The sequence below is a fragment of the Actinomadura bangladeshensis genome (assembly GCF_004348335.1).
GTDB classification, from domain to species: Bacteria; Actinomycetota; Actinomycetes; order Streptosporangiales; family Streptosporangiaceae; genus Spirillospora; species Spirillospora bangladeshensis.
The window spans coordinates 1-25920 of sequence record NZ_SMJW01000114.1; the positions used below are offsets into that span (position 1 = coordinate 1).

The 25920-nt window shown below is 72.1% G+C and carries 23 protein-coding genes; 12 read left to right on the plus strand and 11 right to left on the minus strand.

The features are described 5' to 3' along the window. Together E1284_RS21925 and E1284_RS21930 are read right to left on the minus strand one after the other, a co-directional pair. A partial coding sequence (locus E1284_RS21925; RefSeq protein ID WP_131941839.1) for a CGNR zinc finger domain-containing protein occupies positions 1 to 543 on the minus strand: 543 nt, incomplete at its 3' end. 213 nt (positions 544 to 756) lie between these two features. Next, positions 757 to 1947 carry an NAD(P)-dependent malic enzyme gene (locus tag E1284_RS21930; protein WP_131941841.1) on the minus strand — a complete coding sequence of 397 codons (1191 nt, stop codon included), beginning with the start codon at positions 1945 to 1947 and terminating at the stop codon, positions 757 to 759. 360 nt (positions 1948 to 2307) lie between these two features. Between E1284_RS21930 and E1284_RS21935 the strand changes: the two genes are divergently transcribed. Genes E1284_RS21935 through E1284_RS21945 form a run of 3 tightly spaced genes read left to right on the plus strand, consistent with a single transcriptional unit; the run spans position 2308 to position 4965 of the window. Continuing rightward, complete coding sequence (locus E1284_RS21935; protein WP_131941843.1) at positions 2308 to 3219, plus strand: ABC transporter substrate-binding protein; 912 nt, start codon at positions 2308 to 2310, stop codon at positions 3217 to 3219. A 4-nt stretch (positions 3220 to 3223) separates the two neighbouring features. Continuing rightward, positions 3224 to 4147, plus strand: coding sequence for an amino acid ABC transporter permease (locus tag E1284_RS21940; RefSeq protein ID WP_131941845.1), 924 nt, complete (start codon positions 3224 to 3226; stop codon positions 4145 to 4147). Further along, positions 4144 to 4965: an amino acid ABC transporter ATP-binding protein gene (locus E1284_RS21945; RefSeq protein WP_131941847.1), complete on the plus strand. Its 822-nt coding sequence runs from the start codon at positions 4144 to 4146 to the stop codon at positions 4963 to 4965. The genes E1284_RS21940 and E1284_RS21945 overlap by 4 nt, the downstream gene beginning before the upstream one ends. 11 nt (positions 4966 to 4976) lie before the next feature. Here E1284_RS21945 and E1284_RS21950 read toward each other — a convergent pair whose 3' ends face one another. Continuing rightward, positions 4977 to 5549 carry a hypothetical protein gene (locus E1284_RS21950; RefSeq protein ID WP_131941849.1) on the minus strand — a complete coding sequence of 191 codons (573 nt, stop codon included), beginning with the start codon at positions 5547 to 5549 and terminating at the stop codon, positions 4977 to 4979. Between the two features lie 87 nt (positions 5550 to 5636). On the opposite strand from E1284_RS21950, the gene E1284_RS21955 reads away from it, so the two are divergent. Further along, the gene (locus E1284_RS21955; RefSeq protein ID WP_131941851.1) at positions 5637 to 6605 is read left to right on the plus strand and encodes a zinc-binding dehydrogenase; all 969 of its coding nucleotides are present in this window, start codon (positions 5637 to 5639) and stop codon (positions 6603 to 6605) included. Positions 6606 to 6635: 30 nt separating this feature from the next. Here E1284_RS21955 and E1284_RS21960 read toward each other — a convergent pair whose 3' ends face one another. From E1284_RS21960 to E1284_RS21985, 6 genes are all read right to left on the minus strand, one after another. After that, positions 6636 to 7358, minus strand: a complete 723-nt coding sequence (locus E1284_RS21960; protein ID WP_131941853.1) for a PadR family transcriptional regulator — start codon at positions 7356 to 7358, stop codon at positions 6636 to 6638. A 3-nt stretch (positions 7359 to 7361) separates the two neighbouring features. Continuing rightward, on the minus strand, positions 7362 to 8225 hold the full coding sequence (locus E1284_RS21965) for a DUF4097 family beta strand repeat-containing protein (protein ID WP_243714660.1): 864 nt from the start codon (positions 8223 to 8225) through the stop codon (positions 7362 to 7364). Between the two features lie 155 nt (positions 8226 to 8380). Continuing rightward, on the minus strand, positions 8381 to 8560 hold the full coding sequence (locus E1284_RS21970) for a DUF6104 family protein (protein WP_131941855.1): 180 nt from the start codon (positions 8558 to 8560) through the stop codon (positions 8381 to 8383). A gap of 101 nt (positions 8561 to 8661) precedes the next feature. Then, the gene (locus E1284_RS21975; protein ID WP_131941857.1) at positions 8662 to 12375 is read right to left on the minus strand and encodes a multifunctional oxoglutarate decarboxylase/oxoglutarate dehydrogenase thiamine pyrophosphate-binding subunit/dihydrolipoyllysine-residue succinyltransferase subunit; all 3714 of its coding nucleotides are present in this window, start codon (positions 12373 to 12375) and stop codon (positions 8662 to 8664) included. 120 nt (positions 12376 to 12495) lie between these two features. Continuing rightward, positions 12496 to 13167 (minus strand): AIM24 family protein, encoded by a 672-nt coding sequence (locus E1284_RS21980; RefSeq protein WP_131941859.1) that lies wholly within the window; start codon positions 13165 to 13167, stop codon positions 12496 to 12498. 73 nt (positions 13168 to 13240) lie between these two features. Next, positions 13241 to 14152 carry a glutathione S-transferase family protein gene (locus E1284_RS21985; RefSeq protein WP_131941861.1) on the minus strand — a complete coding sequence of 304 codons (912 nt, stop codon included), beginning with the start codon at positions 14150 to 14152 and terminating at the stop codon, positions 13241 to 13243. Positions 14153 to 14304: 152 nt separating this feature from the next. Between E1284_RS21985 and E1284_RS21990 the strand changes: the two genes are divergently transcribed. Further along, on the plus strand, positions 14305 to 14970 hold the full coding sequence (locus E1284_RS21990) for a DedA family protein (RefSeq protein ID WP_131941863.1): 666 nt from the start codon (positions 14305 to 14307) through the stop codon (positions 14968 to 14970). A gap of 13 nt (positions 14971 to 14983) precedes the next feature. Here E1284_RS21990 and E1284_RS21995 read toward each other — a convergent pair whose 3' ends face one another. Beyond that, positions 14984 to 16051: an NAD(P)H-dependent amine dehydrogenase family protein gene (locus tag E1284_RS21995; protein ID WP_131941865.1), complete on the minus strand. Its 1068-nt coding sequence runs from the start codon at positions 16049 to 16051 to the stop codon at positions 14984 to 14986. Positions 16052 to 16261: 210 nt separating this feature from the next. On the opposite strand from E1284_RS21995, the gene E1284_RS22000 reads away from it, so the two are divergent. Both E1284_RS22000 and E1284_RS22005 read left to right on the plus strand, forming a co-directional pair. Further along, the gene (locus E1284_RS22000) at positions 16262 to 17164 is read left to right on the plus strand and encodes an SDR family oxidoreductase (RefSeq protein ID WP_131941867.1); all 903 of its coding nucleotides are present in this window, start codon (positions 16262 to 16264) and stop codon (positions 17162 to 17164) included. A gap of 4 nt (positions 17165 to 17168) precedes the next feature. After that, positions 17169 to 17966, plus strand: a complete 798-nt coding sequence (locus tag E1284_RS22005; protein WP_131941869.1) for an enoyl-CoA hydratase/isomerase family protein — start codon at positions 17169 to 17171, stop codon at positions 17964 to 17966. Positions 17967 to 18186: 220 nt separating this feature from the next. On the opposite strand, the gene E1284_RS22010 is transcribed toward E1284_RS22005, so the two are convergent. Continuing rightward, positions 18187 to 19029 (minus strand): sirohydrochlorin chelatase, encoded by an 843-nt coding sequence (locus E1284_RS22010; protein ID WP_131941871.1) that lies wholly within the window; start codon positions 19027 to 19029, stop codon positions 18187 to 18189. A 390-nt stretch (positions 19030 to 19419) separates the two neighbouring features. Between E1284_RS22010 and E1284_RS22015 the strand changes: the two genes are divergently transcribed. The 5 genes from E1284_RS22015 to E1284_RS22035 all read left to right on the plus strand — a co-directional run. Further along, entirely contained in the window at positions 19420 to 21864 is a 2445-nt protein-coding gene (locus E1284_RS22015) for a sensor histidine kinase (protein WP_165965368.1), read from the plus strand. Next, positions 21864 to 22316: a roadblock/LC7 domain-containing protein gene (locus tag E1284_RS22020; protein WP_131941883.1), complete on the plus strand. Its 453-nt coding sequence runs from the start codon at positions 21864 to 21866 to the stop codon at positions 22314 to 22316. Before E1284_RS22015 ends, E1284_RS22020 begins: the two co-directional genes overlap by 1 nt. A 3-nt stretch (positions 22317 to 22319) precedes the next feature. Then, positions 22320 to 22703, plus strand: a complete 384-nt coding sequence (locus E1284_RS22025) for a DUF742 domain-containing protein (RefSeq protein ID WP_131941875.1) — start codon at positions 22320 to 22322, stop codon at positions 22701 to 22703. Beyond that, the gene (locus E1284_RS22030) at positions 22684 to 23361 is read left to right on the plus strand and encodes a GTP-binding protein (protein ID WP_424923498.1); all 678 of its coding nucleotides are present in this window, start codon (positions 22684 to 22686) and stop codon (positions 23359 to 23361) included. Before E1284_RS22025 ends, E1284_RS22030 begins: the two co-directional genes overlap by 20 nt. Before the next feature lie 117 nt (positions 23362 to 23478). Further along, positions 23479 to 25920: sensor histidine kinase (locus E1284_RS22035; RefSeq protein WP_131941879.1), on the plus strand; the 2442-nt coding region annotated here is incomplete at its 3' end.

Sequence of the window (25920 nt, forward strand, 5' to 3'; positions counted from 1 at the left end):
GGGGACGGTTATCCGGGGGGTGTTCGGGTGGCAGGCGGCGGTCACGCTCGGGCGGCCCGCGCAGCGGTCGGAGCAGTAGCGGCGGGAGCGGTTCGCGGTCGTGTCGAAGAAGACCCGCTCGCAGCCGTCCGCGCGGCAGGTGCCGAGCCGGTCCAGGCCGTGCGAGGCGATCCTCGCGGCGAGGCCCATCGCGGCGCGGGCCGCGTAGCGGTCGGTGATCGAACCGGCCTCGTTGAAGTGCAGGTGCCAGTTCTTGCCGTCGTGCCGGGTGAGGTTCGGGTGCACCGGATGGTGGATGAGCAGCGTGTTGAGGCGGTCGGCGGCGCCGTCCTCGTCGCCGTCCGCGGCCGCGGCGAAGATGGCGCGCAGTTGCGCGCGCAGTTCGCGCATGGCGTCGAGGTCGCGGTGCGCGGTGCGCCCGCCGAAATGCGGCCGGTGCGCGAGCAGGGCCCGCAGCCCGTCGAGATCGCGCAGGTCGTCCCCGTCGGGGCGGCGCGTGTTCACGAGATCGATCGCCAGGTCTGCGTACGAGGCCAGATTCACTGTCGCTCCCGACGGACTCGACCGGATCGGACGAATTGCCAGGGTCTATTCCCCTATAGCGAGGATTACACGCATTTTAGGGAGGATCTACGGCCTAGTTCACGAGGACGGCATGAAATTCTTCCGGAGTCGGGCCGCCGGTGCCCGGATTTATGGACCAATCGAACGGCCCGTGCTCCGCGATGGGGCACGGGCCGTCCGGAGGCGGGCGGGTCAGCTGCGGTTGACGCCCTCGCGGCGGGCCTGGTCGGCGACCGCGGCGGTGACGGCGGGGGCGACCCGGTCGTCGAAGGGGTTCGGGATGATGTAGTCGGCGGTCAGGTCGTCGCCGACGATGTCGGCCAGCGCGTTCGCGGCGGCCAGCTTCATGCCCTCGGTGATGGTGTGGGCCCGGACGTCCAGCGCGCCGCGGAAGATGCCCGGGAACGCCAGCACGTTGTTGATCTGGTTCGGGAAGTCGCTGCGGCCGGTCGCGACGACCTTGGCGTGGCGGCGCGCGACCTCCGGGTGGACCTCGGGGGTCGGGTTGGAGAGGGCGAAGACGATCGCGTTCTCCGACATGGTGGCGACGCAGGACTCGTGGACGGTGCTGCCGGACAGGCCGATGAACACGTCCGCGCCGCGCAGCGCCTCCTCGGTGGAGCCCTTCAGGTGCGACCGGTTGGTGATCGCGGCGATGCGCTCCTTGACCGGGTTCAGCCCGTCGCGGCCCTCGTGGATGAGGCCCTTGCTGTCCGACAGCGCTATGTCGCCGATGCCGCCCTCGATCAGCATCTTGGAGACGGCGATGCCGGACGCGCCGGCGCCGGCGACGACCGCGCGCAGCTCGGAGAGGGGCTTGCCGACGAAGCGGGCCGCGTTCTTCAGCGCGGCGAGCACGACGATCGCGGTGCCGTGCTGGTCGTCGTGGAAGACGGGGATGTCGAGCGCGGCGCGCAGCCGGTCCTCGATCTCGAAGCAGCGGGGGGCGCTGATGTCCTCCAGGTTGATGCCGCCGAAGCTCGGCGCCATCCGGATCACCGTGTCGACGATCTCGTCCACGCCCGTGCAGCTCAGCGCGATCGGCACCGAGTCGACGTCGGCGAACTCCTTGAACAGCAGGGACTTGCCCTCCATGACCGGCATGGACGCGGCGGGACCGATGTCGCCGAGGCCGAGCACGGCGGTGCCGTCGGTGACGACCGCGACGACCCTGGACGTCCAGGTGTAGTCGTAGGCCAGCTCGGGGTTGTCGGCGATGGCGGTGCACACGCGGGCGACGCCCGGGGTGTAGGCCAGCGAGAGGTCGTCCTTGTTGCGGACCGGGATGGTCGAGCGCATCTCCAGCTTGCCGCCGCGGTGCAGCGGGAAGGCCGGATCGTCGTCCAGTGAGAGCGGTTCGGTGGTAATGGGCTCAGCAGCCACAGCGACCCCTGTCAGTGAAAGTTGGCTTTCTTGCGATGCCGCCGCGGTGGTGGTGGCGTGGTGGCCGGACACCTGGTGGTCATCTCGCGACGTACGGGGGTCACCCGTTGTCCGATTGTGCCACACGGGGTCCGGCCTCCCCTGTGGCCGGGGTGGGTGTTGACCGTCACGTGACGGTCGCCACATGTAGTGGTCCGGTAGCACACGGTGCGCAACGGGGAGGTCGGCGCGCGGTTCCGGCGCTACCTCGTTGCGTGATTGTTTCGGACCCTTTATCCAGATCAGGGAGGTTGTGCGCCAAACTGTGCACCTGACCTTCGGATCTACGCTGATCCGACGCAACCATCTGGAGGGGGACCAGTGACCACCGGTTCTCTGCGCCGCCGCCTCGTCGCGGCGAGCGCTCTCGTGCTGACCGGCGCCCTCGCCCTGTCCGCATGCGGTGACAGCGACGACTCTGGCGACTCGAACGGCGCCGCCTCGAACACGAGCGTGGACAGCAAGCTCGCGGCCATGGTCCCGGACGCGATCAAGAGCGACGGCAAGATCTCGATCGGCACCGACGCGTCCTACCCGCCCAACGAGTCCGTCGACCCCGCGTCGCAGAAGATCGTCGGCTGGGACGTCGACCTGTTCACGGCGGTGGCGGGCAAGCTGGGCCTGAAGACCGAGTTCCAGAACGCCGGTTTCGACACGATCATCCCGGGCGTCCAGTCCGGCAAGTACGAGATCGGCGTCTCGTCCTTCACCGACAACAAGGAGCGGGAGAAGGCGGTCGACTTCGTCACCTACTACTCCGCCGGGACGTCGTGGGCCGCGCTCAAGGGCAACCCCGACGGCGTCACCCCTGACAACGCCTGCGGCAAGAGCATCGGCGTCCAGCACGGCACCGTCCAGGTCCAGGACCTGGAGGCGCGGAGCAAGAAGTGCACCGACGCGGGCAAGCCGGCCATCAAGACCGTCGTCCGCAACCAGCAGACCGAGGTCACCAACGACCTGGTGGCGGGCAAGGTGCAGGCGATGGCGGCCGACTCGCCGATCGCCGGCTACGCGGTGAAGCAGACCGGCGGCAAGCTGGAGCTCATCGGCGAGGTGTACGACACCGCTCCGTACGGCTTCATCTTCAAGAAGGAGAACGGCCAGTTCAAGGAGGCCGTGCAGGGTGCGCTCAAGGCGCTGATCAGCGACGGCACCTACAAGCAGATCCTGGAGAAGTACGGCGTGGAGAGCGGCGCGATCACCGACCCGGCGATCAACGCGGCGCAGAGCTGATCGAATGACGGTCGACACCGACGTCGAAGGGGGACGGCCCGAAACGATCAAGGCCGTCCCCGTGCGGCACCCGGGCCGCTGGGTGGCCGCCGCCGTCATCGCGGTGCTCGCCGCGATGTTCGTCCACTTCCTGCTGACCAGCAAGTCCCTGGAATGGTCGGAGCAGTGGAAGTACCTGTTCTCCAAGCCGGTGCTGATGGGCGTCCGGAACACCATCTGGCTCACCGTGGTCGCTATGGCCGGCGGCGTGCTGCTCGGGATCGTCCTCTCACTGATGCGGCTGTCCGCGAACCCGCTGCTGAGCGGGGCGGCCTGGCTCTACCTCTGGTTCTTCCGCGGTACGCCGCTCTACACGCAGCTCCTCATCTGGGGTGCGATCGGCTCGCTGTTCCCCACGGTCGGGATCGGGATCCCGTTCGGACCCGAGTTCCACACCTGGCAGACGCAGACGCTGATCAACGCCGCGAGCGCCGCGGCGCTGGGGCTGACGCTCAATGAGGCCGCCTACATGGCGGAGATCATCCGTGCCGGGATCCTCTCGGTGGACGAGGGCCAGCAGGAGGCGTCCAGCGCCCTCGGCATGTCCCGCACGCAGACCATGCGCCGGATCGTGCTGCCGCAGGCGATGCGCGTGATCGTCCCCCCGACGGGGAACGAGGCGCTCTCGACACTGAAGAACACCTCGCTGGTCGTCGCCATCCCCTACGCGGAGCTGACGCGCACGCAGGAGACGATCTCCGCCGTCACGTACAAGGTCATCCCGATGCTGGTGATGGCCTGCCTCTGGTACCTGGCGCTGTCCTCGATCATGATGGTCGGCCAGCACTACCTGGAGCGCCACTACAGCAAGGGCGTCCGCGGCAGCAACGGCGAGGAGTCCGAGGCCCGGCAGTGGCTTCGCCTCCGCGCCAGGGGCGGCGGGCAATGAGCGGAGGTGAGGGGACCGTGAGCGGCGTGCCCACCGGTGAGACCGCGGCCGAGGCCGCCGGCCTGGTCGTCAAGGCCGAGCGGGTGCACAAGTCGTTCGGGCGGCTGGAGGTGCTGAAGGGCATCGACCTGGAGGTCAAGCCCGGCGAGGTGATGTGCGTCGTCGGACCGTCCGGGTCGGGCAAGTCCACGTTCCTGCGCTGCATGAACCACCTGGAGAAGATCAACGCGGGCCGGCTGTGGGTGAACGGCCATCTGGTCGGCTACCGGCAGCATGGCGGCAAGCTCTACGAGCTGCGCGACCGGGAGGTCGCCGCGCAGCGCCGTGACATCGGCATGGTGTTCCAGCGGTTCAACCTCTTCCCCCACAAGACGGCGCTGGAGAACGTCATGGGGGCGCCGTTGTGGGTCAAGAAGCTGCCGAAGGACCAGGTCAAGCAGCAGGCGCTCACGCTGCTGGAGCGCGTCGGGCTCGCCGACAAGGCGAACAGCTACCCGTCCCAGCTGTCCGGCGGGCAGCAGCAGCGGGTGGCCATCGCGCGGGCGCTCGCCATGGAACCGGCCCTGATGCTGTTCGACGAGCCGACGTCCGCGCTCGACCCCGAACTCGTCGGCGAGGTGCTCGAGGTCATGAAGCAGCTCGCCCTCGACGGCATGACCATGGTCGTGGTCACCCACGAGATGGGCTTCGCCCGCGAGGTCGGCGACTCGCTCGTCTTCATGGACGGCGGCGTCGTGGTCGAGGAGGGCACCCCGCGTGAGGTGCTGACCAACCCGCAGCACCCCCGCACCCAGGACTTCCTCTCCAAGGTCCTCTAGCGCGAGCCGGCTCAGCGGCCCGCGAAGAAGGAGATCATTTCTCGGGTCGCGGGGCCGCCCTCGGGCCGGACCACCAGGGGGACGTGCTGGTGGCGCGGCACGAACAGGTAGCCCGGGAACGGGGTGTCGTGGTCGGGGCAGGCGGTGAACGTGATCGCGTGGTCGGCCTCCGCAGGCGTGCGCGCTCCCTGGGCGGCCTCGCTGTAGAGCAGGCCCGCGGCGGCGTGGTACTCCGCCGGGATCGACAGCGTGGCCGTCTTCCCCGCGCGCAGGACGACGCCGACCTTGTAGCGGCCGTCGCGCCCGTGGCCGATCGGGTCGGCGTCCGCCCAGGTGCGGAGGCCGCTGATGATGAGCGGTTCCACGACGAGGTCGCCTGGGCCGGTTTTGACGGGGCCGTCGCCTTCTTCCGGGAATGAGGCGTTCCGGTTGGCGCAGTTCATGATCCGCGGGTTGGCGAGGTCGCCCGGCGGCGCGGCGGTGGGACGGCCGGTGGCGCCGTCCGCCTGCTCCGGGCGAGGCGTCCCCGTGCAGGCCGCCGCCGTGAGCATCAGCGCGGCGAGGAGGAGCGCCCGGATCCGCATGGGGGCATTGTCGCGGAGCGTCCGCGCCGCCGGAAGGGACCGGCCCCACCGGCCGCCCGGACCCCGGAGACGGTTAGTGTCGGGGGCATGCTCGCTGTCACTGCCACACAGATCGACGCAGATAATCCGCTGAACGGGCTGACGGTGGGGGAGCGGCCCGACCCCGAGGTACCGGACGGCTGGACGACCGTCGCGGTGAAGGCCACCGCGCTCAACCACCACGACCTGTGGTCGCTGAAGGGCGTCGGCCTCCCCGCCGAGAGGCTCCCGATGATCCTCGGCTGCGACGCGGCCGGGGTCGACGAGAACGGCAACGAGGTCATCGTCCACTCGGTGGTCGGCGACCCGGAGCGGGGCGGCGGCGACGAGACCCTCGACCCGAAGCGGTCGCTGCTGTCGGAGGTCCACCCGGGGACGCTGGCGGAGAAGGTCGCGGTGCCGCGCCGCAACCTCGTGCCGAAGCCCGCCGAGCTGTCGTTCGAGGAGGCGGCCTGCCTGCCGACGGCGTGGCTCACCGCCTACCGGATGCTGTTCGACAAGGCGGGGCTGCAGCCCGGGTCGTCGGTGCTGGTGCAGGGCGCCGGCGGCGGCGTGGCGACGGCCGCGATCGCGCTGGCGTCGGCCGCCGGGTTCCGCGTGTACGCGACGAGCCGGAGCGAGGCCAAGCGCAAGAAGGCCGAGGAGCTCGGGGCGGACGCGGCGTTCGAGACGGGCGCGCGGCTGCCCGAGCGGGTCGACGCCGTCATCGAGACCGTCGGCCAGGCGACCTGGTCGCACTCGCTGAAGTCGCTGCGGCCCGGCGGCCGGATCGTGGTGTCCGGCGCCACCAGCGGCCAGGTGCCGCCCGCCGAGCTGAACCGGGTGTTCTTCCTCCAGCTGTCGGTGGTCGGCTCCACGATGGGGACGCGGGCGCAGCTGGAGCGGCTCGCCCGGTTCCTGGTCAAGACCGGCACCCGGCCGCGGATCGACCGGACGCTGCCGCTGAGCGAGGCCCGCGCGGGGTTCGCCGCGATGGCCGAGGGCGACATCTTCGGGAAGATCGTCTTCACGCCGTGAGCCGGCGGGGCCGTGGCCGGGACGCCCCGGTCACGGCTCCTTGCGGAAGATCTCCTTCTTCAGGCGCTCCCGGGTCTCGTCCAGCAGCGCCTGCGCGGCGGCGAGGTCGTCCTCGCCCAGCCGGGCCTTCTTCGCCGACTTGCGGACGTCCTCGACGAACGTGCGGAGCAGGCGCTCCAGCTTGAGGCGCGCGACGTCGTCGCGGGTGCCGGTCGCCGTCTTCCACGCGTCGTCCCAGTTCTGCCGCCACTCCTCCTTCCACGCCTGCTTCTGGTCGCGCCAGTACTCCTTCTGCCGCTTCCACTCGTCCTTCTGGCGCTCGGTGGTCTCCTTCCACGCCTCCTTGGACGTGGCCTTGCCCTGGTCGCGCATCGTCCGGGCGGCCTGGGTCAGCTCCTCGCGCAGGGTCCGGACGGTCTGCCGCACGTCCTCCTGCACGCCGCGCGCGAACTCCTGCGCCGAGGCGGAGATCTCCTCCTCCAGGTCGGCCAGCTCGTCCATCCGGCGCTCCAGCTCCTCGCGGCCCTTGTCGGTCAGCGAGTACACCTTCTTGCCCTTGACCACCTCGTGCGTGACCAGCCCCTCGGACTCCAGCCGCGCGAGCCGCGGGTAGATCGTGCCGGGGGAGGGCGAGTAGACCCCGAGGAACCGGTCCTGCAGCAGCCGGATCACCTCGTAGCCGTGCCGCGGGCTCTCCTCCAGCAGCTTCAGCAGGTACAGCCGCAGCCGCCCATGCCCGAAAACGGGGCTCACGTCTCACTTCTCCATTCGGGGGCCGGTGTCGGTGGTGATCTCGGGGGCGTCGTCGTCGCGACCGAGGAGGGTGATCGCGCCGGAGACGGTGTTGACGGTCAGCCGGCCGCCGCCGTCGCCGAGCTTGCCGGTGACGCTCTGCGCGATGGTGCGGTCCTGGCGGCCGAGTCCGGGGAAGGACGTCTCGATCCGGCCGGCGGCGGAGCTGAGCGAGACCTGCGTGCCGGCGGACTCCGGGACGCGCAGCGCCACCTCGCCCGACACCGTGTTGACGTCCACGGCGGCGTCGCCGGACAGGTCGACGTCGGCGGCGATGCGGCCGCTGACCGTGCGGGCTCCGAGGCGGTCGATGGACGCGCCCGCGAGGGCGAGGTCGCCGGAGACGGAGGTGAACGACACCGTCCCGTCCAGGCCCTGCGCCTCGATCGCGCCGGACACGGTGTTGGCGTCGATCGCGCCCGCGACGCCGTCCAGCGTCACGTTGCCGGTCGCGCTCTTGATGGACGTGCGGGTCGTCATGCCGGTCACGACCGCGTCCGCCGACACCAGGGTCAGCGAGACCGGGCAGTCGTGCGGGACGGTCACCGTGATCGCCGTGCGGACGTTGTGGGTGCGCAGCCAGCTCAGCACGCCCTCCCACAGCTTCTCGTGCGTGACCGTCAGCATGCCCGCCTCGTGCGTGACCGTCACCGGCGGGCCCTGGACGTCGCCGACCATGATGGACGGCCGCTCGTCGGAGGCGAGCACCGAGACGCTGCCCGCGATCACCGTTACCCGCAGCGCGACCACGCCGTCGAAGTCCAGGGAGGTCGGTTCCTCGATCGTCCAGCGCGACATCGCGATGTGCCCTTCGTCCGGCTCCGCCATCACTAGACACGATATGTCGCGTCTCCGGAAAGTCAAGACATGTCGTGTTGCGGGGGCGGAGTGCCCTGTCATTCTGGGGGGACGGCCCTCCAGACCCCCCGGAGGGGGACTGACCGGTGCCGTCCGCTCCGCTGGCGCTCCGCTCCAGCCACCGGTCAGTCGTCCTCGTCGTCGTCCAGCCGGGCCAGCCAGGTGGCGAGGCGGTCGACGGGCGTCTCGAACTCGGGGTTCAGGTCCACGAACTCGCGGAGCCGCTCGGCCAGCCAGGTCAGGCTGACCTCCTCCGCGCCGCGCCGGTCCGTCAGTTCCTCGATGCCCCGATCGGTGAAGTACATGTACGGGCGTCTTCCTTCTCGATCATGCCGTCGGGACGCCGAGGGCTCCGGCGCGACGCACCGGAGCCCTCGGGTCTCGTCGATTCCTTACGCCGTCCGGCCTACTTGCGGTCGCCGAACAGCCTCGCCAGCAGGGCCTCCTGCTCGGCCTGGTGCAGCTTCGCCGAACCGACGGCCGGGGACGAGGACGCCGGGCGCGACACCCGCGACATCCTCAGGCCCTCGATGTGGTGCGGCAGCTTCAGCGCCATGAACGGCCAGGCACCCATGTTCGCGGGCTCGTCCTGCACCCACACGACCTCGGCGTCCGCCGGGTACTTGGCCAGCTCCGCCTTGATCTCGTCGACCGGCGGCGGGTACAGCCGCTCGACCCGCACGACCGCGGTGTCGTTCGCGCCCGCCGACTGCCGGGCCTTCACCACGTCGTAGTAGATCTTGCCGGTGGTGAGCAGCACCCGCCGCACGCCCGCCGGGTCGATCGCCGGGTCGCTCTCCGGGATCACCGGCTGGAACACGCCGTCGGTGATCTGCTCCACCGGCGAGGTGGCCGCCTTCAGCCGCAGCAGCGACTTCGGCGTGAACACGACCAGCGGCTTGTTGCGGCCCGACAGCACCTGCCAGCGCAGCAGGTGGAAGTAGTTCGCCGGCGTGGTCGGGTACACCACGGTCATGTTGTCCTGCGCGCACAGCTGCAGGTACCGCTCGATCCGCGCGGACGAGTGGTCGGGCCCCTGGCCCTCGTAGCCGTGCGGCAGCAGCAGCACGACGCCCGAGTGCTGGCCCCACTTCTGCTCGCCGGACGAGATGTACTCGTCCACCACCGACTGGGCGCCGTTGGCGAAGTCGCCGAACTGGGCCTCCCAGCAGACGAGCGCGTCCGGCCGCGTCATCGAGTAGCCGTACTCGAAGCCCATCGCCGCGTACTCGCTGAGCAGCGAGTCGTGCACGTAGAACTTCGACACGCCCTGCCCGAACTGCTTCAGCGGCGTGTACTCCTCGCCCGTCTTGCGGTCGACCAGCACCGCGTGCCGCTGGCCGAACGTGCCGCGCCGGGTGTCCTGGCCGACGAGCCGCACCGGGCGGCCGTCGATCAGCAGCGAGCCCATCGCCAGCAGCTCGCCGGTCGCCCAGTCGATCGCGTCGTCCTCGATCATCTGCGCGCGGCGCTGCAGGATCGGCTGGAGCCGCGGGTGCGGGGTGAAGCCCTGCGGCAGGCTGACCTGCGTCTCGATGATCCGCTTGACGGTCTCCTGCGGGATCGCCGTGCCGGCCTTGCCGTGGTCGATCGGGATGCGCTCCTCGACGTCCGGCTTCACGACCGAGCCCGGCTCGAGCGGCTTCTTCACCGCCTCGCGGGTCTCGGTGAAGGCCCGCTCCAGCTGCTCCTGGTAGTCGCGCAGGGCCTGCTCGGCCTCCTCCACCGTGATGTCGCCGCGGCCGATCAGCGCCTCGGTGTAGAGCTTGCGCACCGAGCGCTTCGCGTCGATCAGGTCGTACATCAGCGGCTGGGTGAACGAGGGGTTCTCGCCCTCGTTGTGGCCCCGGCGCCGGTAGCAGACCATGTCGACGACGACGTCCTTCTTGAACGTCTGCCGGTACTCGAACGCCAGCCGCGCGACCCGGGCGCACGCCTCGGGGTCGTCGCCGTTCACGTGGAAGATCGGCGCCTGGATCATCCGCGCCACGTCGGTCGCGTACACGCTGGACCGCGAGTACTCGGGGGCGGTGGTGAAGCCGACCTGGTTGTTGATGATGACGTGCACGGTGCCGCCGGTGCGGTAGCCGCGCAGCTGCGACAGGTTCAGCGTCTCGGCGACCACGCCCTGCCCGGCGAACGCGGCGTCGCCGTGGATCAGGATCGGCAGCACGGTGAAGCCGGCCTCGCCGACGTCCAGGACGTCCTGCTTGGCGCGGACGACGCCCTCCAGCACCGGGTCGACCGTCTCCAGGTGGGACGGGTTCGCGACCAGCTCGGTGTGGATCTTGGAGCCGTCGCCGGCGACGAAGTCGCCGGACGCGCCCAGGTGGTACTTCACGTCGCCGGAGCCCTGCGCGCTGCGCGGGTCGAGGTTGCCCTCGAACTCGCCGAAGATCTGCCCGTAGGACTTGCCGACGATGTTGGCGAGGACGTTCAGCCGGCCGCGGTGGGCCATGCCGATGACGACCTCGTCGAGGTTCTCCTTCGCCGCCGCCGAGATGACCGAGTCCAGCAGCGGTATGACCGACTCGCCGCCCTCCAGCGAGAACCGCTTCTGCCCGACGAACTTCGTCTGCAGGAACGTCTCGAACGCCTCGGCGCTGTTCAGGCGGCGCAGCACGTGCAGCTGCTCCTCGCGCGACGGCTTGTCGTGCGGGACCTCCACGCGCTCCTGGATCCAGGCGCGCTCCTCCGGGTCCTGGATGTGCATGTACTCGATGCCGACCGTCCGGCAGTACGCCATCCGCAGCACGCCGAGGATGTCGCGCAGCTTCATCGTCGGCTTGCCGCCGAACCCGCCGGTCGCGAACTCGCGCTCCAGGTCCCACAGGGTGAGGCCGTGCTTGAGGATGTCGAGGTCGGGGTGGCGGCGCTGCTTGTACTCCAGCGGGTCGGTGTCGGCCATGAGGTGGCCGCGGACCCGGTAGGCGTGGATCAGCTCGTGGACGCGGGCGACCTTGGCGACGTCGTCGTCATGGCTCGCGGAGATGTCCTTGACCCAGCGCACCGGCTCGTAGGGGATGCGCAGCGCCTCGAAGATCTCGTCGTAGAAGCCGTCCTCGCCGAGCAGCAGCTCGTGGATGCGGCGCAGGAAGTCGCCGGACTGCGCGCCCTGGATGATGCGGTGGTCGTAGGTGGAGGTCAGCGTCATGACCTTGCTGATCCCCATCCGCGACAGCGTCTCGCCGGACGCGCCCGCGAACTCGGCCGGGTACTCCATCGCGCCCACGCCGATGATCGTGCCCTGGCCGGGCATCAGCCGCGGCACCGAGTGGACGGTGCCGATCGTGCCCGGGTTCGTCAGGCTGATCGTGGTGCCCTGGAAGTCCTCCAGGGTGAGCTTGCCGCCGCGGGCCTTGCGGACGATCTCCTCGTAGGCGGCCCAGAACTGGCGGAAGTCCAGCGTCTCGGCGGCCTTGATGCTCGGCACGACGAGCTGCCGGGAGCCGTCGCCCTTCTGCAGGTCGATCGCCAGCCCGAAGTTGACGTGCTCGGGCCGGACCAGCACCGGCTTGCCGTCCACCTCGGTGAACGCGGCGTTCATCTCCGGCATGGCCGCGAGCGCCTTGACGATCGCGTACCCGATGAGGTGCGTGAACGAGACCTTGCCGCCCCGCCCGCGCTTCAGGTGGTTGTTGATGACGATGCGGTTGTCGATCAGCAGCTTCGCCGGGACGGCCCGCACGCTCGTCGCCGTCGGCACGCCGAGGCTGGCCTCCATGTTGGTGGCCGTCCGGGCGGCGACGCCGCGCAGCCGGACCTCCTCGGCGCCCGCCGGCACCGGCGGCGGAGCAGGCCTCTCCGCCGCCTTCGGCGCGGGCTTCGGCGCCTTCGCGGGCGCCGGCGGCGGCGCCGTCGGCCGCTGCGATGTCGGCGGGGCGGCCGCGGTGCCGTTCGCGGCCGGGGCCGCGCCCTCGGTGGGCGCCTGGGGGGACGCGGGGGTCACGGACGACGGCCGGCTGTCCGGCCGGTAGTCCGCGAAGAAGTTCCACCAGGCTTCGTCAACGGAGTTCGGGTCTTCGAGGTACTTCTGGTACAGCTCGTCGACCAGCCACTCGTTGGCGCCGAAATCTGTGATCTTGGGGTCGGCACTTGTTTGCGACGACTCTGTCGACACGGCGGAGATCGCCCTCTTCCGCTGCTCGCAGGTGAGTTCTGAGACGAACCCCAGGCTACCGTGTTTATCGCCCCGCGCTCGGCGGCATGGGCGAGAGCGCCGCCGGGCCCGTTTCCCGGATCAGTGGGTGTGCTGCGGGACGGTCGGGCCCTCGCTGGCCTGGACGAGCACGAAGCCCTGCCCCTGGTAGGCGAGCTGCATGGCCTCTCCGCTGCCGCGGCCGATCAGGGCGCCGGCCTTGAAGGTGCGGTTGACGCCGACCTGGAGGCTGGTGCTCCACGCCACGGCGGACTGGCCATCCGCGAACGTGGGGGCGCGGCCGCAGTCGAGCATGACGGGCGTCCCGTGCGTGGTGAGCGCCACCCAGCCGGTGCCCTGCAGGGTGGTGTTGAACAGGCCGCCGGCGGCGATGCCCGCGCCCTGGACGCGCTGGATGTCGGACTGCAGCGTCGAGTCGTAGGCGAGGATGTTCTTGCCGTTGACGGTGAGGCCCTCGTTCTCCAGGTAGAACAGGTGGATGTCGTCGGCGTCGTTCGCGACGAACAGCAGGCCCTGGCCCTTGACGCGCATCAGCGGCACGCCCTCGCCGGTCAGCGCCTTCTTCATGAACTTGCCGATGCCGCCCGAGCCCTCGTAGTCGAACTCCATCTGGCCCTGGAAGGCGACCATGGAGCCCTGCCGGGCCAGGACGTCCCCGTTCAGGTGGACCCGGAGCATCTTGGAGTTCTGTAGGGCGAAATGGCCGGGAAGCTGCTGGCCCTGGTCGAGGTTGCCGAAGAACTGGCTGCGCATGGTCGGGTCATGCCTTTCGTGCGGATTGATGGAGATCCGCCAGCATAACGAGGGTCACCGTCAGTCGGCCCCGTCAAGGGAGGTCGCGCCCGTGGGGGGCGGTCCAGTCGACGGCCGGGCCCTTGGCGACCACGCCGGACGGGTTGATGTTCCGCTGCGTCACGTAGTAGTGGCGCTTGATGTGGTCGAAGTTCGTCGTCTCGCCGAACGCGGGGATCGCGTACAGGTCGCGGGCGTAGGCCCAGAGGTTGTCGTAGTCGGCCAGCCGCCGCAGGTTGCACTTGAAGTGGCCGTGGTAGACGGCGTCGAAGCGGGCCAGCGTCGGGTAGAGGCGGACGTCGGCCTCGGTGATCTCGTCGCCGAACAGGTAGCGGCGGCCGCCGAGGCGCTCCTCGATCCGGTCGAGGGTGTCGAAGAGCGCGTCGAACGCCTCCTCGTAGGCGTCCTGGGACGTGGCGAACCCGGCCTTGTAGACGCCGTTGTTGACGGTCCTGTAGACGAGGTCGTTCAGCTCGTCGATCTCGGGGCGGAGCGCCTCCGGGTACAGGTCGGGCGCGCCCGGCCGGTGGTGGGCGGTGAACTCCGTCTCGAACATCGTGGTGATGTTCGGGAAGTCGTTGGTGACCAGGCGCCGGGTCTCGGTGTCCCAGATGGACGGGACGGTGTAGCGCCCCTGGAACGACGGGTCGGTGGCGAGGTACAGCTCGGACAGGAACTCCGCGCCGGTGACGGGGTCGCGGTCGGGGAACCGCCAGCCCTTCTCGTCCCGGATGGGGTCGACGACGGCGACGCTGATCGCGTCCTCCAGGCCGAGCAGGCGCCGCACGATCAGCGTGCGGTGCGCCCACGGGCACGCGTAGGAGACGAACAGCCTGTACCGCCCCGCCTCGGCGGGAAATCCGGACGACCCGTCGGCGGTGATCCGGTCGGTGAACCGGTTCGCCTGCCGGACGAACCGGCCTCCCTCGACCTCCTGGACGCTCATGCCGTGCCTCCCGCGGTCACTCCGTCGACCCTCCCGATGATCGTCCGAACGGCCGATCCGGGCAAGGGAACTCCGCGGCTACCATAACCGTCGGTAGCTACGGTGAAACGGCCGCGGAGGCGGTCCCGGCCGGGACGAGATGGCGGGGGTCCATGCTCGAACAGTTCAACGCGCTGGTGGACGGGCTGCCCCCCGCGATGATCTACCTCGTCATCGCGGCGCTGGTGTTCGCCGAGGCCGCGCTGTTCGTCGGGTTCGTGTTCCCCGGCGAGACGGCGATCGTGGTCGGCGGCGTGCTCGCCAGCCAGGACGTCCTGTCGCTGCCGCTGCTGCTCGTCATCGCGGTGGCCGCGGCGGTCGCGGGCGACTCCGTCGGCTACGAGATCGGCCGCAAGTACGGGCCGCGGCTGCTGGACGTCGGGGTGATGCGCAAGCACCGCGCCAAGGTCGCCGGTGCGCAGGACCTCATCCGGCGGCGGGGCGCGTTCGCGGTGTTCATCGGGCGGTTCACCGCGCTGCTGCGGGCGCTGATGCCGGCGCTCGCGGGCAGTTCCCGGCTGCCGTATCCGAAGTTCCTGGTGTTCAACGTCATCGGCGGCGTGACCTGGGTGGTGACGTTCACGCTCGGCGGCTACTTCGCGGGCACGGCGTTCGAGCACGCGGCGAAGCTGGCGGGCCGGGGCCTCGCGATCGGGCTCGCGGCGGCGGCCGTCGCCGGGCTGGTGGTGTGGAGCGTCCGCAAGCGCCGCCGGGAGTCCCGCGCGGAGGCGGGGGCGGAGGCCGGCGCCGAGGAGGAGCCGGCACGGACCCTGCCGTAGCGGTGGCGGTCGGTCACACGTGCATGCGGCCGCTGACCATCGGCAGGTCGAGGTAGGTGCGGATCCCGGGGGCGGCGGCGCACACGGCCGAGACGGAGTTGAGCGCGTGCGCGGACGCGGCGGAGATCACGTCGGAGACCCAGTCCTCGTCGACGGAGAGGGTCAGCGACGGGCGGCCGTCCACGCGGAGCGAGTACCCGGGGCGCCCCCACTCCTCCGGCATCCGGGCGGCGTCGGCCTTGTGCACCACCTCGACGGTGATGACGGGGCGCCCGGCGGCGAGCCCGCTGAACGTCCAGCGCGCCGCCGCGACGGTGCCGTGCGGGATCGGCCCGGCGGCGGTGACGAGGTCGGTGCCGGCGAGCCGGTAGTCGACGTCCACGTCGATCTCGTCGAGGTCGGCGCCGAGCCCCGCCGCGACGAGGTGCAGGCTCTCGGCGAACATCGCGCGCATCGCGGCGCGGTTCGGCCGCAGCGCGCGCCGGTAGGCCTCCTCGGTCTTGCCGAAGCCGATCATCTCGTGGACCATCCGCCAGGACGGGTGCCGGGCGAAGTCGGTGCACTCGCGGGCGTAGACGTGGGTGATCCGCCGGGACAGCCGGGACAGCACGAGCGGCATGACGTCGGCCATGAAGCCGCCGCTGACGCCGCTGCCGTGCACGCTCGTCCCGCCCCGCTTGCACGCCTGCTCCAGCTCGCCGGCGAACTGCGGGCCGTGCGCGTACGGGTAGACGAGCCCGCTGAGGGAGATCAGGTTCTTGCCGGACGCCAGCAGCGCGCAGATCGTGTCGAGCTCGCGGAGCCGGTCGTGGACGGGGCTCGGCGCGTAGATCACGCAGTCGGCGTCCAGGGCGAGGATGTCGGCGATGTCGCGGGTGGCGGCGACCCCGATCGGCTCGCGGCCGGCGAGGGCCCCGGCGTCGGCGCCCTCCTTGGCGGGGGTGTGCACCCAGACGCCGGCGAGCTCCATGTCGTCGCGGTCGAGCACGCCCCTGATCGCGCTGCGTCCGAGCGCGCCCGTCGCCCACTGCACGATGCGGTACGGGCGGCGGCCGGCGGTCGGAACGTCGACGGCGATCATCGGGGCGGGACCTCCGTTGCTCCTCGCGGTTCGCCCGAGACTACGCGGCAGCCCCGGCCGTTTGCGGCATTCGGCGCAACTTCCCTCTGCTCCATCGTACGCGGGACGGACCCCGGTGGAGCGCGCCCGAGCGAGATTCGGTTTAGTGGTACCACTCGGTGGCCCCCGGATGATTTCCTGGGGTGCGGGCCCACGATGTGAGGAGAAGGAATGTCGGAACTGCGCTACGACGGCCGGGTCGCGGTCGTGACCGGGGCCGGCCACGGCCTCGGCCGGCAGCACGCCCTGGAGCTCGCCGCGCGCGGCGCCAAGGTCGTCGTCAACGACCTCGGCGGCGACCGGTCCGGTGTCGGCGCCTCCGCCGGTCCCGCCCAGGAGGTCGTGGACGAGATCAAGAAGAACGGCGGCGAGGCCGTCGCGAACCCCGACAACGTCGCGACGCCCGAGGGCGCGCAGGCCGTGATCCAGAGCGCGCTGGACGCGTTCGGCAAGGTCGACATCGTCGTCAACAACGCGGGCATCCTGCGCGACAAGTCGTTCAAGAACATGAGCGTCGAGGAGTTCGACGCGGTCATCGCCGTCCACCTGCGCGGCTCGTTCCTGGTGTCCAGCGCCGCCTGGTCGCACCTGCGCGAGCAGGGCTACGGCCGGATCGTGAACACCTCGTCCCCGGCGGGCCTGTTCGGCAACTTCGGCCAGGCGAACTACTCCACCGCGAAGATGGGCCTGGTCGGGTTCACCAAGACGCTCGCGCAGGAGGGCGCCAAGTACAACATCAAGGCCAACGCGATCGCCCCGGTCGCCTGGACCCGGATGACCGAGGACCTGCTGCCCGCCGACTTCGCCGACAAGCTCGGCGTCGACCAGGTGACGCCGCTCGTCGCCTGGCTCGTGCACGAGTCCAACGAGGACTCCGGCGAGGTCTACACGGTCGGCGGCGGCCGGATCGCGAAGATCTTCGTCGCGGAGGGCCCCGGCTACGGGCAGAACACGACCCTGTCGGTCGAGGACGTGCGGGACAACTGGGCGGCGATCAGCGCCGCCGAGCCGCTGACGGTCTTCAAGAACGTGGGCGAGCAGATGGGCCCCCTGATCCAGCAGCTCACCTCCTGAGCCGTTGGGCGGGATCAAGCTCGACCGGCGGGACGGGGTGGTCACGATCACCCTGTCCCGGCCGGAGCGCCTGAACGCCGTCGACGGCGCCCTGACCGAGGAGATGATCGACGCCCTCGGCGAGCTGGCGCGCGACCCTGCCACGCACGTGGTCGTGCTCACCGGCGAGGGCCGCGGGTTCTGCTCGGGCATGGACATCCAGGGCGGCGACCCGGGCGGCGAGACCGCCGAGGGCCGCGTGCAGCGGCTCTACCGGGGCATCGCGCGCGGCGCCGAGGTCACCGCCCGGCTGCGGGAGATCCCGCAGCCGGTGATCGCGGCGCTGCACGGCCCGGTCGCGGGCATGGGGGTGTCCTGGGCGCTGGCCTGCGACCTGCGCGTCGCCGACCCGACCACCCGGTTCGTCGTCCCGTTCACGAACCTCGGCCTGTCGGCCGGCGACTGCGGGCTCTCCTGGCTGCTGCCGCGGCTGATCGGCCCGGCGAAGGCCGCGGAGGTCTCCTACCGGGCGCAGCGGCTGGACGTGCACCGCGCCGACGAGCTCGGCCTGATCACCGAGATCACCGCCGAGGGCGCGGACCTGGCGGGCGCGCAGGCGCTCGCCGACGAACTGCTCACCAAGTCCCCGTACGGCCTGCGCCGCACGAAGGAGCTGCTCAACGCGTCCCTGGACGCCCCCGGCCTCCGCCGCCAGCTCGCCGCGGAGACCGCCGTCCAGACCCTCGCCTTCTTCAGCGAGGACCTCGCGGAGGGCATGACGGCGACGCTCCAGAAGCGCACACCGAATTTCAAGAACCGCTAGGCCCGGCCACCGGAGCACGTAGGCCCAGCCACCGGAGCACGGGTCGGGCGACCGGAGGGCGCTCTAGCGCCCGGAGGCCGCCCGACCCGCCGAGCCGGGCGACCGCAGCGACACCGGAAACCCGCACGGTCACAACACACCGCAACGGTGGCGTGAGGATCGACCGGCTCGCAACGGGGGTCCAGGGGGTCGCCCCCCTGGGTAGACACAGCCCCCTGGGTCAATCGGCGAGGGCGGTGGAGAGCGCCTCGACGTAGCGGAGGGCCGCGACCCTGGCGAGGGCCGGGTGGGCGCCCAGGGGGGCCGAATAGGCGGCGCCCACGGTGGCGGCGGCCGGTGCGATCAGGGCGGCCTCCGGCTCGGAGCCGATCAGGTGCGGCGCGATCGCGATGGACGCGGCGCCGGCCGCGCGCAGCTGCTCCGCCGCGGCCTTGACGGACGCCTCGTCGTTCAGCGAGGCGGTGAAGACCGGCGCGGCCAGCCGGGAGGCGAGCAGCACGCCGGTGACCTCGGCCTGCCGGACGGCGGCCGCGTCCCCCGGCGTCGCGACGATGACGCCGGACGCGGCGGTCACCATCGTCATCAGCCGGATCCGGTCGGCGCGGGCGAGGCCCGCGTCGGCGAGCCGGTCGTGCAGCGCCTCGGCGATGAGCGGGTGCGGGCCGAGCGGCTCGGCGGCGACGGCGCGCACCGGCGAGTTCGCCACGGCCGCGTGCACGGCGCGGTCGAGCGCGGGGTCGGGGCCGGTGGACAGCGGCACCACGATGGCCGCCACCTCGTCCTGCTCCTGCCGCAGCGCGCCGAGGAGGCCGTGCAGGCTCGCCTCGTCGCCGTCCAGGTGACCGACGTAGGCGGGCTGGCCGGTGTGCTCGATCTCGACGAGCCGGGCCAGTTCGGCGGCGATCTCGGTGCCGGCCCGCCGGGCGTGCCCGGGGACGGCCAGGACCAGCGTGGGGGATCCGGGGGGCAGCAGGAAGGACTCGTCGCCGCGGTGCCGGCCGCCGCGGGGGGCGCGGCGCCGTCGCGACGGCAGTGCCTCGGATGCCTGGCTATCGGGACTCACGGCGGGCATCGTAACGCCCTGCGGCCCGGGAGCCGTCCTTCCGTCCCGGTGGGCCGTGTCCCTCGGCCCGGCGGGGGCGACCTCGTTGCGGCCTCCGTCGTTGCCTGTATGGATCGCGGGGCTCCTTCCCGTGCCGGCGCGACGCGAGCGGTGGTGAAGAAGCAGAGTATGGCGCAATGCGGCGGAGCAACAGGGGGAAATGAAGCAAATTGTCCTGATTTGCCGCTATCCGGGCGGGATGCGTGCGGCAAGATCACCCGGCTCGTCCGCATCGCCGCAGGTGACACGGAATGATGCCAATGCGTCCGAAAGGCGCCAAAGGGGTTGCGGTCTCGTCACGGACCGCCTTTATGATCCATGGACCCTCCTGGCCGGAACGTTCGAGGTCACATGAAAACCCCCCGTACGCGATCGATCCGCTCGAAGGTGACCGCGCTGCTGCTCGTGCCACTGCTCTCCCTGGTCGCCCTCTGGGGGTACGCGGCGAGCGTCACCGGAGGCGAGGCCATCGCCCAGCGCAACTACCACACGCTCGACCGCATGTTCGGCCCGAGCGGCCAGAGCGTCCTGGTGGAGCTCGGCAGGGAACGCCAGATGTCCGGAACGTTCCTCAGCACCCCGCGCTCCACCCCCGGCGGGATCCCGGTCGCCCTCGTCGCCCAGCGCACCCGCGTCGACCAGGCCGTCGAGCGGTTCCGCCGGGAGGCCGCCTCCGAGGCGGCGCGCGACGCCGCGACCGAGGAGATGCGCGGCCGCGTCACCGACGTCCTGCGGGCGTTCGGCGGGCTCGGCGGGCTGCGCGCCGCCGTCGACGGGCGCCTCATCGACCGGCTGACCGCGATCAACGGCTACAGCACGATGGTCGACGACCTGCACCGGCTGTACGACGGGCTCATCGTCATCAACGACGCCGACGTCTACAACTGGACGCTGTCCACCCGGCACGCGGCCCGCGGCATGGAGTTGCTGCAGCGGGAGAACGCGCTGATCGCCTCCGCGCTCGTCAGCAAGGGGAGGATGACCAAGGCCGAGCACCGGCTGTTCGTCGAGATGGTCGGCGAGCAGCGCTGGCAGTGGATCAAGCAGCGCACGCTGCTCGACCCGGTGGTCTACCGCACCGGGATCGCACCGGTCTTCGCCTCCCAGCGCTACCAGGGCTTCAAGGCGATCGAGGACCGCATCGCCGACGCCGACCCGCGCAAGCCGCTGCCGGTCGGCGCGCAGGAGTGGCAGCGGACCGCGGACCCGCTGATCGAGTCGCTGAGCGCCATGGTCCTGGACAACTCCCGGCAGGCCGCCGAGCACGCCGACCGGCTCGGCCGGGACGCCTACGTCAGCCTCGGCGTCGTCGGCGGGCTCGGCCTGCTGGCGATCGTCGCCTCGGTGCTGCTGTCGCTGCGGTTCGCGGGCGGGTTCGTCCGCGAGCTGGTCGGGCTGCGCGGCTCGGCCGAGGAGCTGGCCGAGCGGCGGCTGCCCGGCGTCGTCGCACGGCTGAGCCGCAACGAGACCGTGGACGTCGCCGCGGAGGCGCCGCCCCTGCACGCGGGCACGACCGCCGAGATCGCCCAGCTCGCCGGCTCGTTCGCCAAGGTGCAGCGGACCGCGGTCGACGCCGCCGTCGGCCAGGCCGAGCTGCGCGCCGGCGTCGGCCGGATCTTCCTCAACATCGCCCGCCGCAACCAGTCGCTGCTGCACCGCCAGCTCACCATGCTGGACGGGCTGGAGAGCCGCGCCGAGGCCGACGACCTCGAGGACCTGTTCCGCATCGACCACCTCACCACCCGCATGCGGCGGCACGCGGAGAGCCTGATCATCCTGTCCGGCGCCACCCCCGGCCGCGGCTGGCGGCAGCCGGTGCGGTTCGCCGACGTGCTGCGCGCCGCCGTCTCGGAGATCGAGGACTACACCCGCGCCACCGTGCTCAGCGACTCCGAGGACGGCCTGGTCGGCGCCGCCGTCACCGACGTCGTCCACCTGCTCGCCGAGCTGATCGAGAACGCGGCGACGTTCTCCCCGCCCAACACCGAGGTGCGGGTCAAGGCCGAGCGGGTCGGCACCGGCTTCGCCGTCGAGATCGAGGACCGCGGGCTCGGCGTCAAGCCGGAGCTGCTCGCCGAGGCCAACCGGCGGCTCGCCGAGCCGCCCGAGTTCGACATCGTCGACACCGACCAGCTCGGCCTGTTCGTCGTCGCCCGGCTGGCCGCCCGGCACGCCATCTCCGTGACGCTGCAGCGCTCGCCGTACGGCGGCGTGACGGCGATCGTGCTGCTGCCGCACGACCTGGTCGTCCCGGCGGAGCAGATGGCGGCGGGCGCGCTGCCCCCGGCGCCCGAACCGGACGGCGACGGCGCCTCCCCGCTCGACACCCGCGCCGACGGCGCGGCCGGGAGCGAGCCGGGCACCGTGCTGGTGGCCGCACCGCGCACCGAGGCGGCCGCGCGGCCCGAGCCCGTCCTGCGCGCGGAGGCGGTGGTGCCGCTGCGCGAGACCCCGCCGCCGCGGTCCGCGCCCAACCCCTGGTCGGACGAGGCCCTCCCGCAGCCCGCGGTGACCGTCCGGGCGGAGGGCGGGAACGGCGCCGGTGCGCATGACGACGAGGACGACGACTGGGAACCGGCCGGGACGGCGGGCACCCACGCGGGGCTGCCCCGCCGGGTCAGGCAGAAGAACCTGGCGCCGCAGCTGCGCAAGCGGCCGCCGCCGGCGCCGGCACCGGCCGGCGCCTCCGAAGGCATCGCACGCTCGCCCGAGGAGGCGCGCTCGCTGATGGCATCGATACAGCAGGGATGGCGTCGCGGTCGCGCGACGGATGTGGGGGATGAGGGAAACCGATGATGCACAACACCGTGACCGGTGAGCTGAACTGGCTGCTCAACGACTTCGCCGAACGCGTGACGGCGGTGCGGCAGGCGGTGATCCTCTCCCGCGACGGCCTGGCCGTGGCCGCCTCCAACGAGCTGGCCCGCGAGGACGCCGAGCACCTGTCCGCGCTGGCCTCGGGCGTGCAGAGCCTCGCCCGCGGCGCCGGCCGGCACTTCGCCGGCGGGAACGTCCGGCAGACGATCATCGAGATGGACGCGCTGCTGCTGTTCGTGACGGCCGCGGGCGACGGCACCTGCCTCGCCGTCCTGGCCGAGGCCGAGGCCGACGCCGGGCTCGTCGCCTACGAGATGGCGGTGCTGGTCAAGCGGGTCGGGCAGCACCTGCAGGCGAGCCCGAGGTTCGGCGGGGAGGCGGCCGGCGAGGAGTTCGGGGGCGCCGGGGGGACCGCGCCGCGGGGCCTGTGACCGATGACCCCCTCGGCAGAGCGGTGGCTGGACCGGGACGCCGGTCCGGTCGTGCGTCCGTACGCGATGACCCGGGGCCGGACCCGTCCGGACGGCGCCGGCTTCGAGCTGATCGCGGTGGTGGCCGCCACCGGCGTCCCGGCCGGTGACCGGCTGCGCTACAGCCCCGACCACGCGCGGGTGCTGCGCCGCTGCGCGACGCCCGTCCCGGTCGTCGACCTGGCGTCCGACCTCGGGCTGCCCATCGGCGTCGTCCGGGTGCTGCTCGGCGACCTGCGGGACGAGGGCCTCGTCGCGGTGGTCGCCGAGGCGCAGCCCGCCGCCGCGGGCCGCCGCCCTCCCAACGGCGTGCTGAGGGAGGTGCTCAATGGGCTCCGCGCACTATGACAGGGCGCACCATGAGGGGATGGGCCTCGCGTCGCGGCCGCCGGTCACCACGAAGATCCTGATCGCGGGCGGCTTCGGGGCCGGCAAGACCACCATGGTCGGCTCGATCAGCGAGATCAGGCCGCTGCACACCGAGGAGCCGCTGACCGACCGCGGCGCCGGGGTGGACGACGTGTCCGGCGTCGGCGCGAAGTCGACCACGACCGTCGCGATGGACTTCGGCCGCATCACGCTCTCGGACCAGCTGCTGCTCTACCTGTTCGGCACGCCCGGCCAGGAGCGGTTCTGGTTCATGTGGGACGAGCTGGCCGCCGGCGCGATCGGCGCCGTCGTCATCGCCGACACGCGCCGGCTGACCGGGAGCTTCCCCGCGATCGACTACTTCGAGCGCCGCGGCGTCCCGTTCGTGGTCGCGGTGAACTGCTTCGACGGGGTGCGGACGCACCGGCCCGAGGACATCGCGATCGCGCTCGACCTCGACCCGGGCGTCCCGGTGGTGCTGTGCGACGTCCGCCGCCGCGAGTCGTCCAAGGAGGTGCTCGTCGCGCTGATGGAGCACGTGCTGAGCTGGCCGGACACCGGACCGGACGGCGGCCCGGACGAGCGGGGGGCGGCCGGCGGCGAGCGGATGCCCGATCATCGTGAAGCCGCGACGTAGTAGGCTCCCGCACACCCCCGTACTCCACGCATCGGGAGGTTTCCCCCGCATGTTCCACCCCCCAATGCCGGCCGGCCCAGCGCAGGAGGACGAGCGAGTGAGCAGGGTCCGCCAGCCGTGACGGCCCGCGGTTTCTCCTCCATCCGCGCGAGGATCACCCTGCTGGTCCTCGTGCCGCTGCTTGCGCTCGCCTCGCTGTGGGCGTTCCTCACCGGCATCACCTACGGCGAGGCGCACCAGCTGCTGCAGAGCCGCCAGTTCCAGGAGAAGGCGGTGCTGCCCACGCAGCGGCTCGTCGACGCGCTGCAGAAGGAGCGGCGCCTGTCGATGGCCGAGCTCGGCGGCGCCCGCAGCGACCCCGGCGGGATGCGCACCCAGCGGGAGGCGACCGACGCGGCGAGCGCGGAGGTCCGCGCGGGGGCCCGCGACGGCGGGCTGCGCGGCGCGATCCAGCCCGAGGTCGTCCGGAAGCTGGACGACCTCGTCGGCCGGCTCGGCGCGGTGGCGTCGATCCGCCGCGAGGTGGACGAGCGGACCGGTTCGCGCGCCGAGGTGCTGGGCGAGTACGGCGAGGTCATCGACGCCGCCTTCGCGGTCTACAGCTCGACCACGCCGGCGGACGGGTCCATCACCGCGGGCGCCCGCACGCTCACCTCCTTCGGGCTGGCCCGCGAGTTCATGTCCCGCGAGGACGCCCTGCTGACCGGGGCGCTCGCCGCGGGCCGCATCACCGGCGCCGAGCGCGCCCAGTTCGCCAAGCTCGTCGGCGCGCACCACACGATGCACGAGGTCAACGCCCGCGACCTGCCCGCCGCCGACCGCGCCCGCTACGACCGGCTGATGTCCTCGCCCGACTTCATGCGGATGATGAAGCTGGAGGACCAGGTCATCGCCGGGGCCGAACCGCCGCAGGCCGCGGCGAGCCGGACCCGTACCGGCGGGACGGCCGCGACCACCCCGTCCACTCCGGCGCACGGCCAGGGCGCGCAGCACGGCACGCAGCAGGGCGGCCGGCAGCAGGCGACGCGCACCGCCCGCGGCGTCACCGTCATCGAGCCCGCCGTGTGGCGGTCCACGGCCGACACCGCCAACGGGCGGCTGTACGAGCTGGAGAACCGGATCCTCGACGAGCTCGTCGACCGCGGCCGGCACATCGCGATCGGCGCGTTCACGCGGCTCGCCCTCGCCGGCGGCCTCGGGCTCGTCGCGATCGTGCTGTCGTCCGTCATCGCGGTCCGCGTCTCGCGGCGGCTGGTGCACGAGTGCCGGACGCTCGCGGGCGGCGTCGTCGACTTCACCCAGAGGCGGCTGCCGAAGCTCGCCGAGCAGATCATCGCCGGGCGCCCGGCCGAGCCGGAGCCGCCGGGGCTCGACTACCGCATCACCGAGATCCGGCAGATCGCCGAGTCGTTCGACCGCGCCCGCGAGGCCGTGCTGGTCGCCGCCGAGGGCGAGGTCGCGGCGCGGCGCGGCATCAGCGAGGTGTTCGTCAACCTCGCGCGCCGCAACCAGGCGCTGCTGCACCGGCAGCTCAGCCTGCTCGACACGATGGAGCGCCGCACCGAGGACCCGTCGGAGCTGTCGGACCTGTTCCGCCTCGACCACCTCGCGACCCGCATGCGCCGGCACGCCGAGGGCCTGGTCATCCTGGCCGGCAAGAGCGCCGGGCGCGGCTGGCGCCGTCCCGTCCCGCTGGTGGACGTGGTGCGCGGCGCGGTCGCCGAGGTCGAGGACTACCCGCGCGTGCGGGTGCAGCCGCTGCCGCGCGTCGCGCTGCTCGGCTCCGCCGTCGCCGACGTCATCCACCTGCTCGCCGAGGTGGTGGAGAACGCCACCACGTTCTCGCCGCCGCAGTCGCCGGTGCGGGTCAGCGGGCAGGCCGTCGCCAGCGGGTTCGCCATCGAGGTGGAGGACCGCGGCCTCGGGATGACCGAGGAGGCGCTGCGCGCCGCGAACGAGCGGCTCGCCCACCCGCCCGAGTTCGACCCGTCCGACAGCGCGCAGCTCGGCCTGTTCGTCGTGGCGCGGCTGGCAGAGCGGCACGGCATCACGGTCACGCTGCGCCCGTCCCCCTACGGCGGGACGACCGCGATCGCGCTGATCCCCGGCTCGCTCATCGTGGAGAGCGCCGACCCGGAGCCGGCGGTGCGCCGCCCGACCGGGCCGATGCAGGCGCTGCCCGACCAGGCCGCGGCGCTGTCGGCGTCCGCGCGCCCGGCGGTCGGGTCCGGCCGGGCCGAGTCGGGCGGCGTCGTCCGGCTGGTCGCCGAGCCGGTCGGGCCGGAGCCGCCGCGTCCCGCCGCACCGCCGCAGGCGCGGCCCGCGCCGCCGGCCCGGCCCGCGGACGCACCGCAGGCGGCACCGCCGAAGGAGGGCGAGCTGCCCAAGCGCAGGCGGCAGACGCACCTGGCGCCGCAGCTGAAGGAGCGGGTGGACGCGCACCTCGCCGCCCGCGGCCAGGCGCCGCCGGAACCGTCCGCACCGCCCGCGCCGCCCGCGCCGCCCGCACCCCCGGCGCCGCCCGCGCCGCCGGCGCCGGAACCGGCGATGCCGCTCGCG

Coding starts and splice junctions, on each gene's coding strand:
- E1284_RS21985 (WP_131941861.1), bottom strand. CDS start 14,152: ATGAGCGTCCAGGAGGTCGAGGGAGGCCGGTTCGTCCGGCAGGCGAAC.
- E1284_RS21955 (WP_131941851.1), top strand. CDS start 5,637: ATGCTCGCTGTCACTGCCACACAGATCGACGCAGATAATCCGCTGAAC.
- E1284_RS21965 (WP_243714660.1), bottom strand. CDS start 8,225: ATGGCGGAGCCGGACGAAGGGCACATCGCGATGTCGCGCTGGACGATC.
- E1284_RS22025 (WP_131941875.1), top strand. CDS start 22,320: ATGACCCCCTCGGCAGAGCGGTGGCTGGACCGGGACGCCGGTCCGGTC.
- E1284_RS21995 (WP_131941865.1), bottom strand. CDS start 16,051: ATGATCGCCGTCGACGTTCCGACCGCCGGCCGCCGCCCGTACCGCATC.
- E1284_RS22000 (WP_131941867.1), top strand. CDS start 16,262: ATGTCGGAACTGCGCTACGACGGCCGGGTCGCGGTCGTGACCGGGGCC.
- E1284_RS22015 (WP_165965368.1), top strand. CDS start 19,420: ATGAAAACCCCCCGTACGCGATCGATCCGCTCGAAGGTGACCGCGCTG.
- E1284_RS22030 (WP_424923498.1), top strand. CDS start 22,684: ATGGGCTCCGCGCACTATGACAGGGCGCACCATGAGGGGATGGGCCTC.
- E1284_RS22020 (WP_131941883.1), top strand. CDS start 21,864: ATGCACAACACCGTGACCGGTGAGCTGAACTGGCTGCTCAACGACTTC.
- E1284_RS21950 (WP_131941849.1), bottom strand. CDS start 5,549: ATGCGGATCCGGGCGCTCCTCCTCGCCGCGCTGATGCTCACGGCGGCG.
- E1284_RS21945 (WP_131941847.1), top strand. CDS start 4,144: ATGAGCGGAGGTGAGGGGACCGTGAGCGGCGTGCCCACCGGTGAGACC.
- E1284_RS21970 (WP_131941855.1), bottom strand. CDS start 8,560: ATGTACTTCACCGATCGGGGCATCGAGGAACTGACGGACCGGCGCGGC.
- E1284_RS21990 (WP_131941863.1), top strand. CDS start 14,305: ATGCTCGAACAGTTCAACGCGCTGGTGGACGGGCTGCCCCCCGCGATG.
- E1284_RS21940 (WP_131941845.1), top strand. CDS start 3,224: ATGACGGTCGACACCGACGTCGAAGGGGGACGGCCCGAAACGATCAAG.
- E1284_RS21980 (WP_131941859.1), bottom strand. CDS start 13,167: ATGCGCAGCCAGTTCTTCGGCAACCTCGACCAGGGCCAGCAGCTTCCC.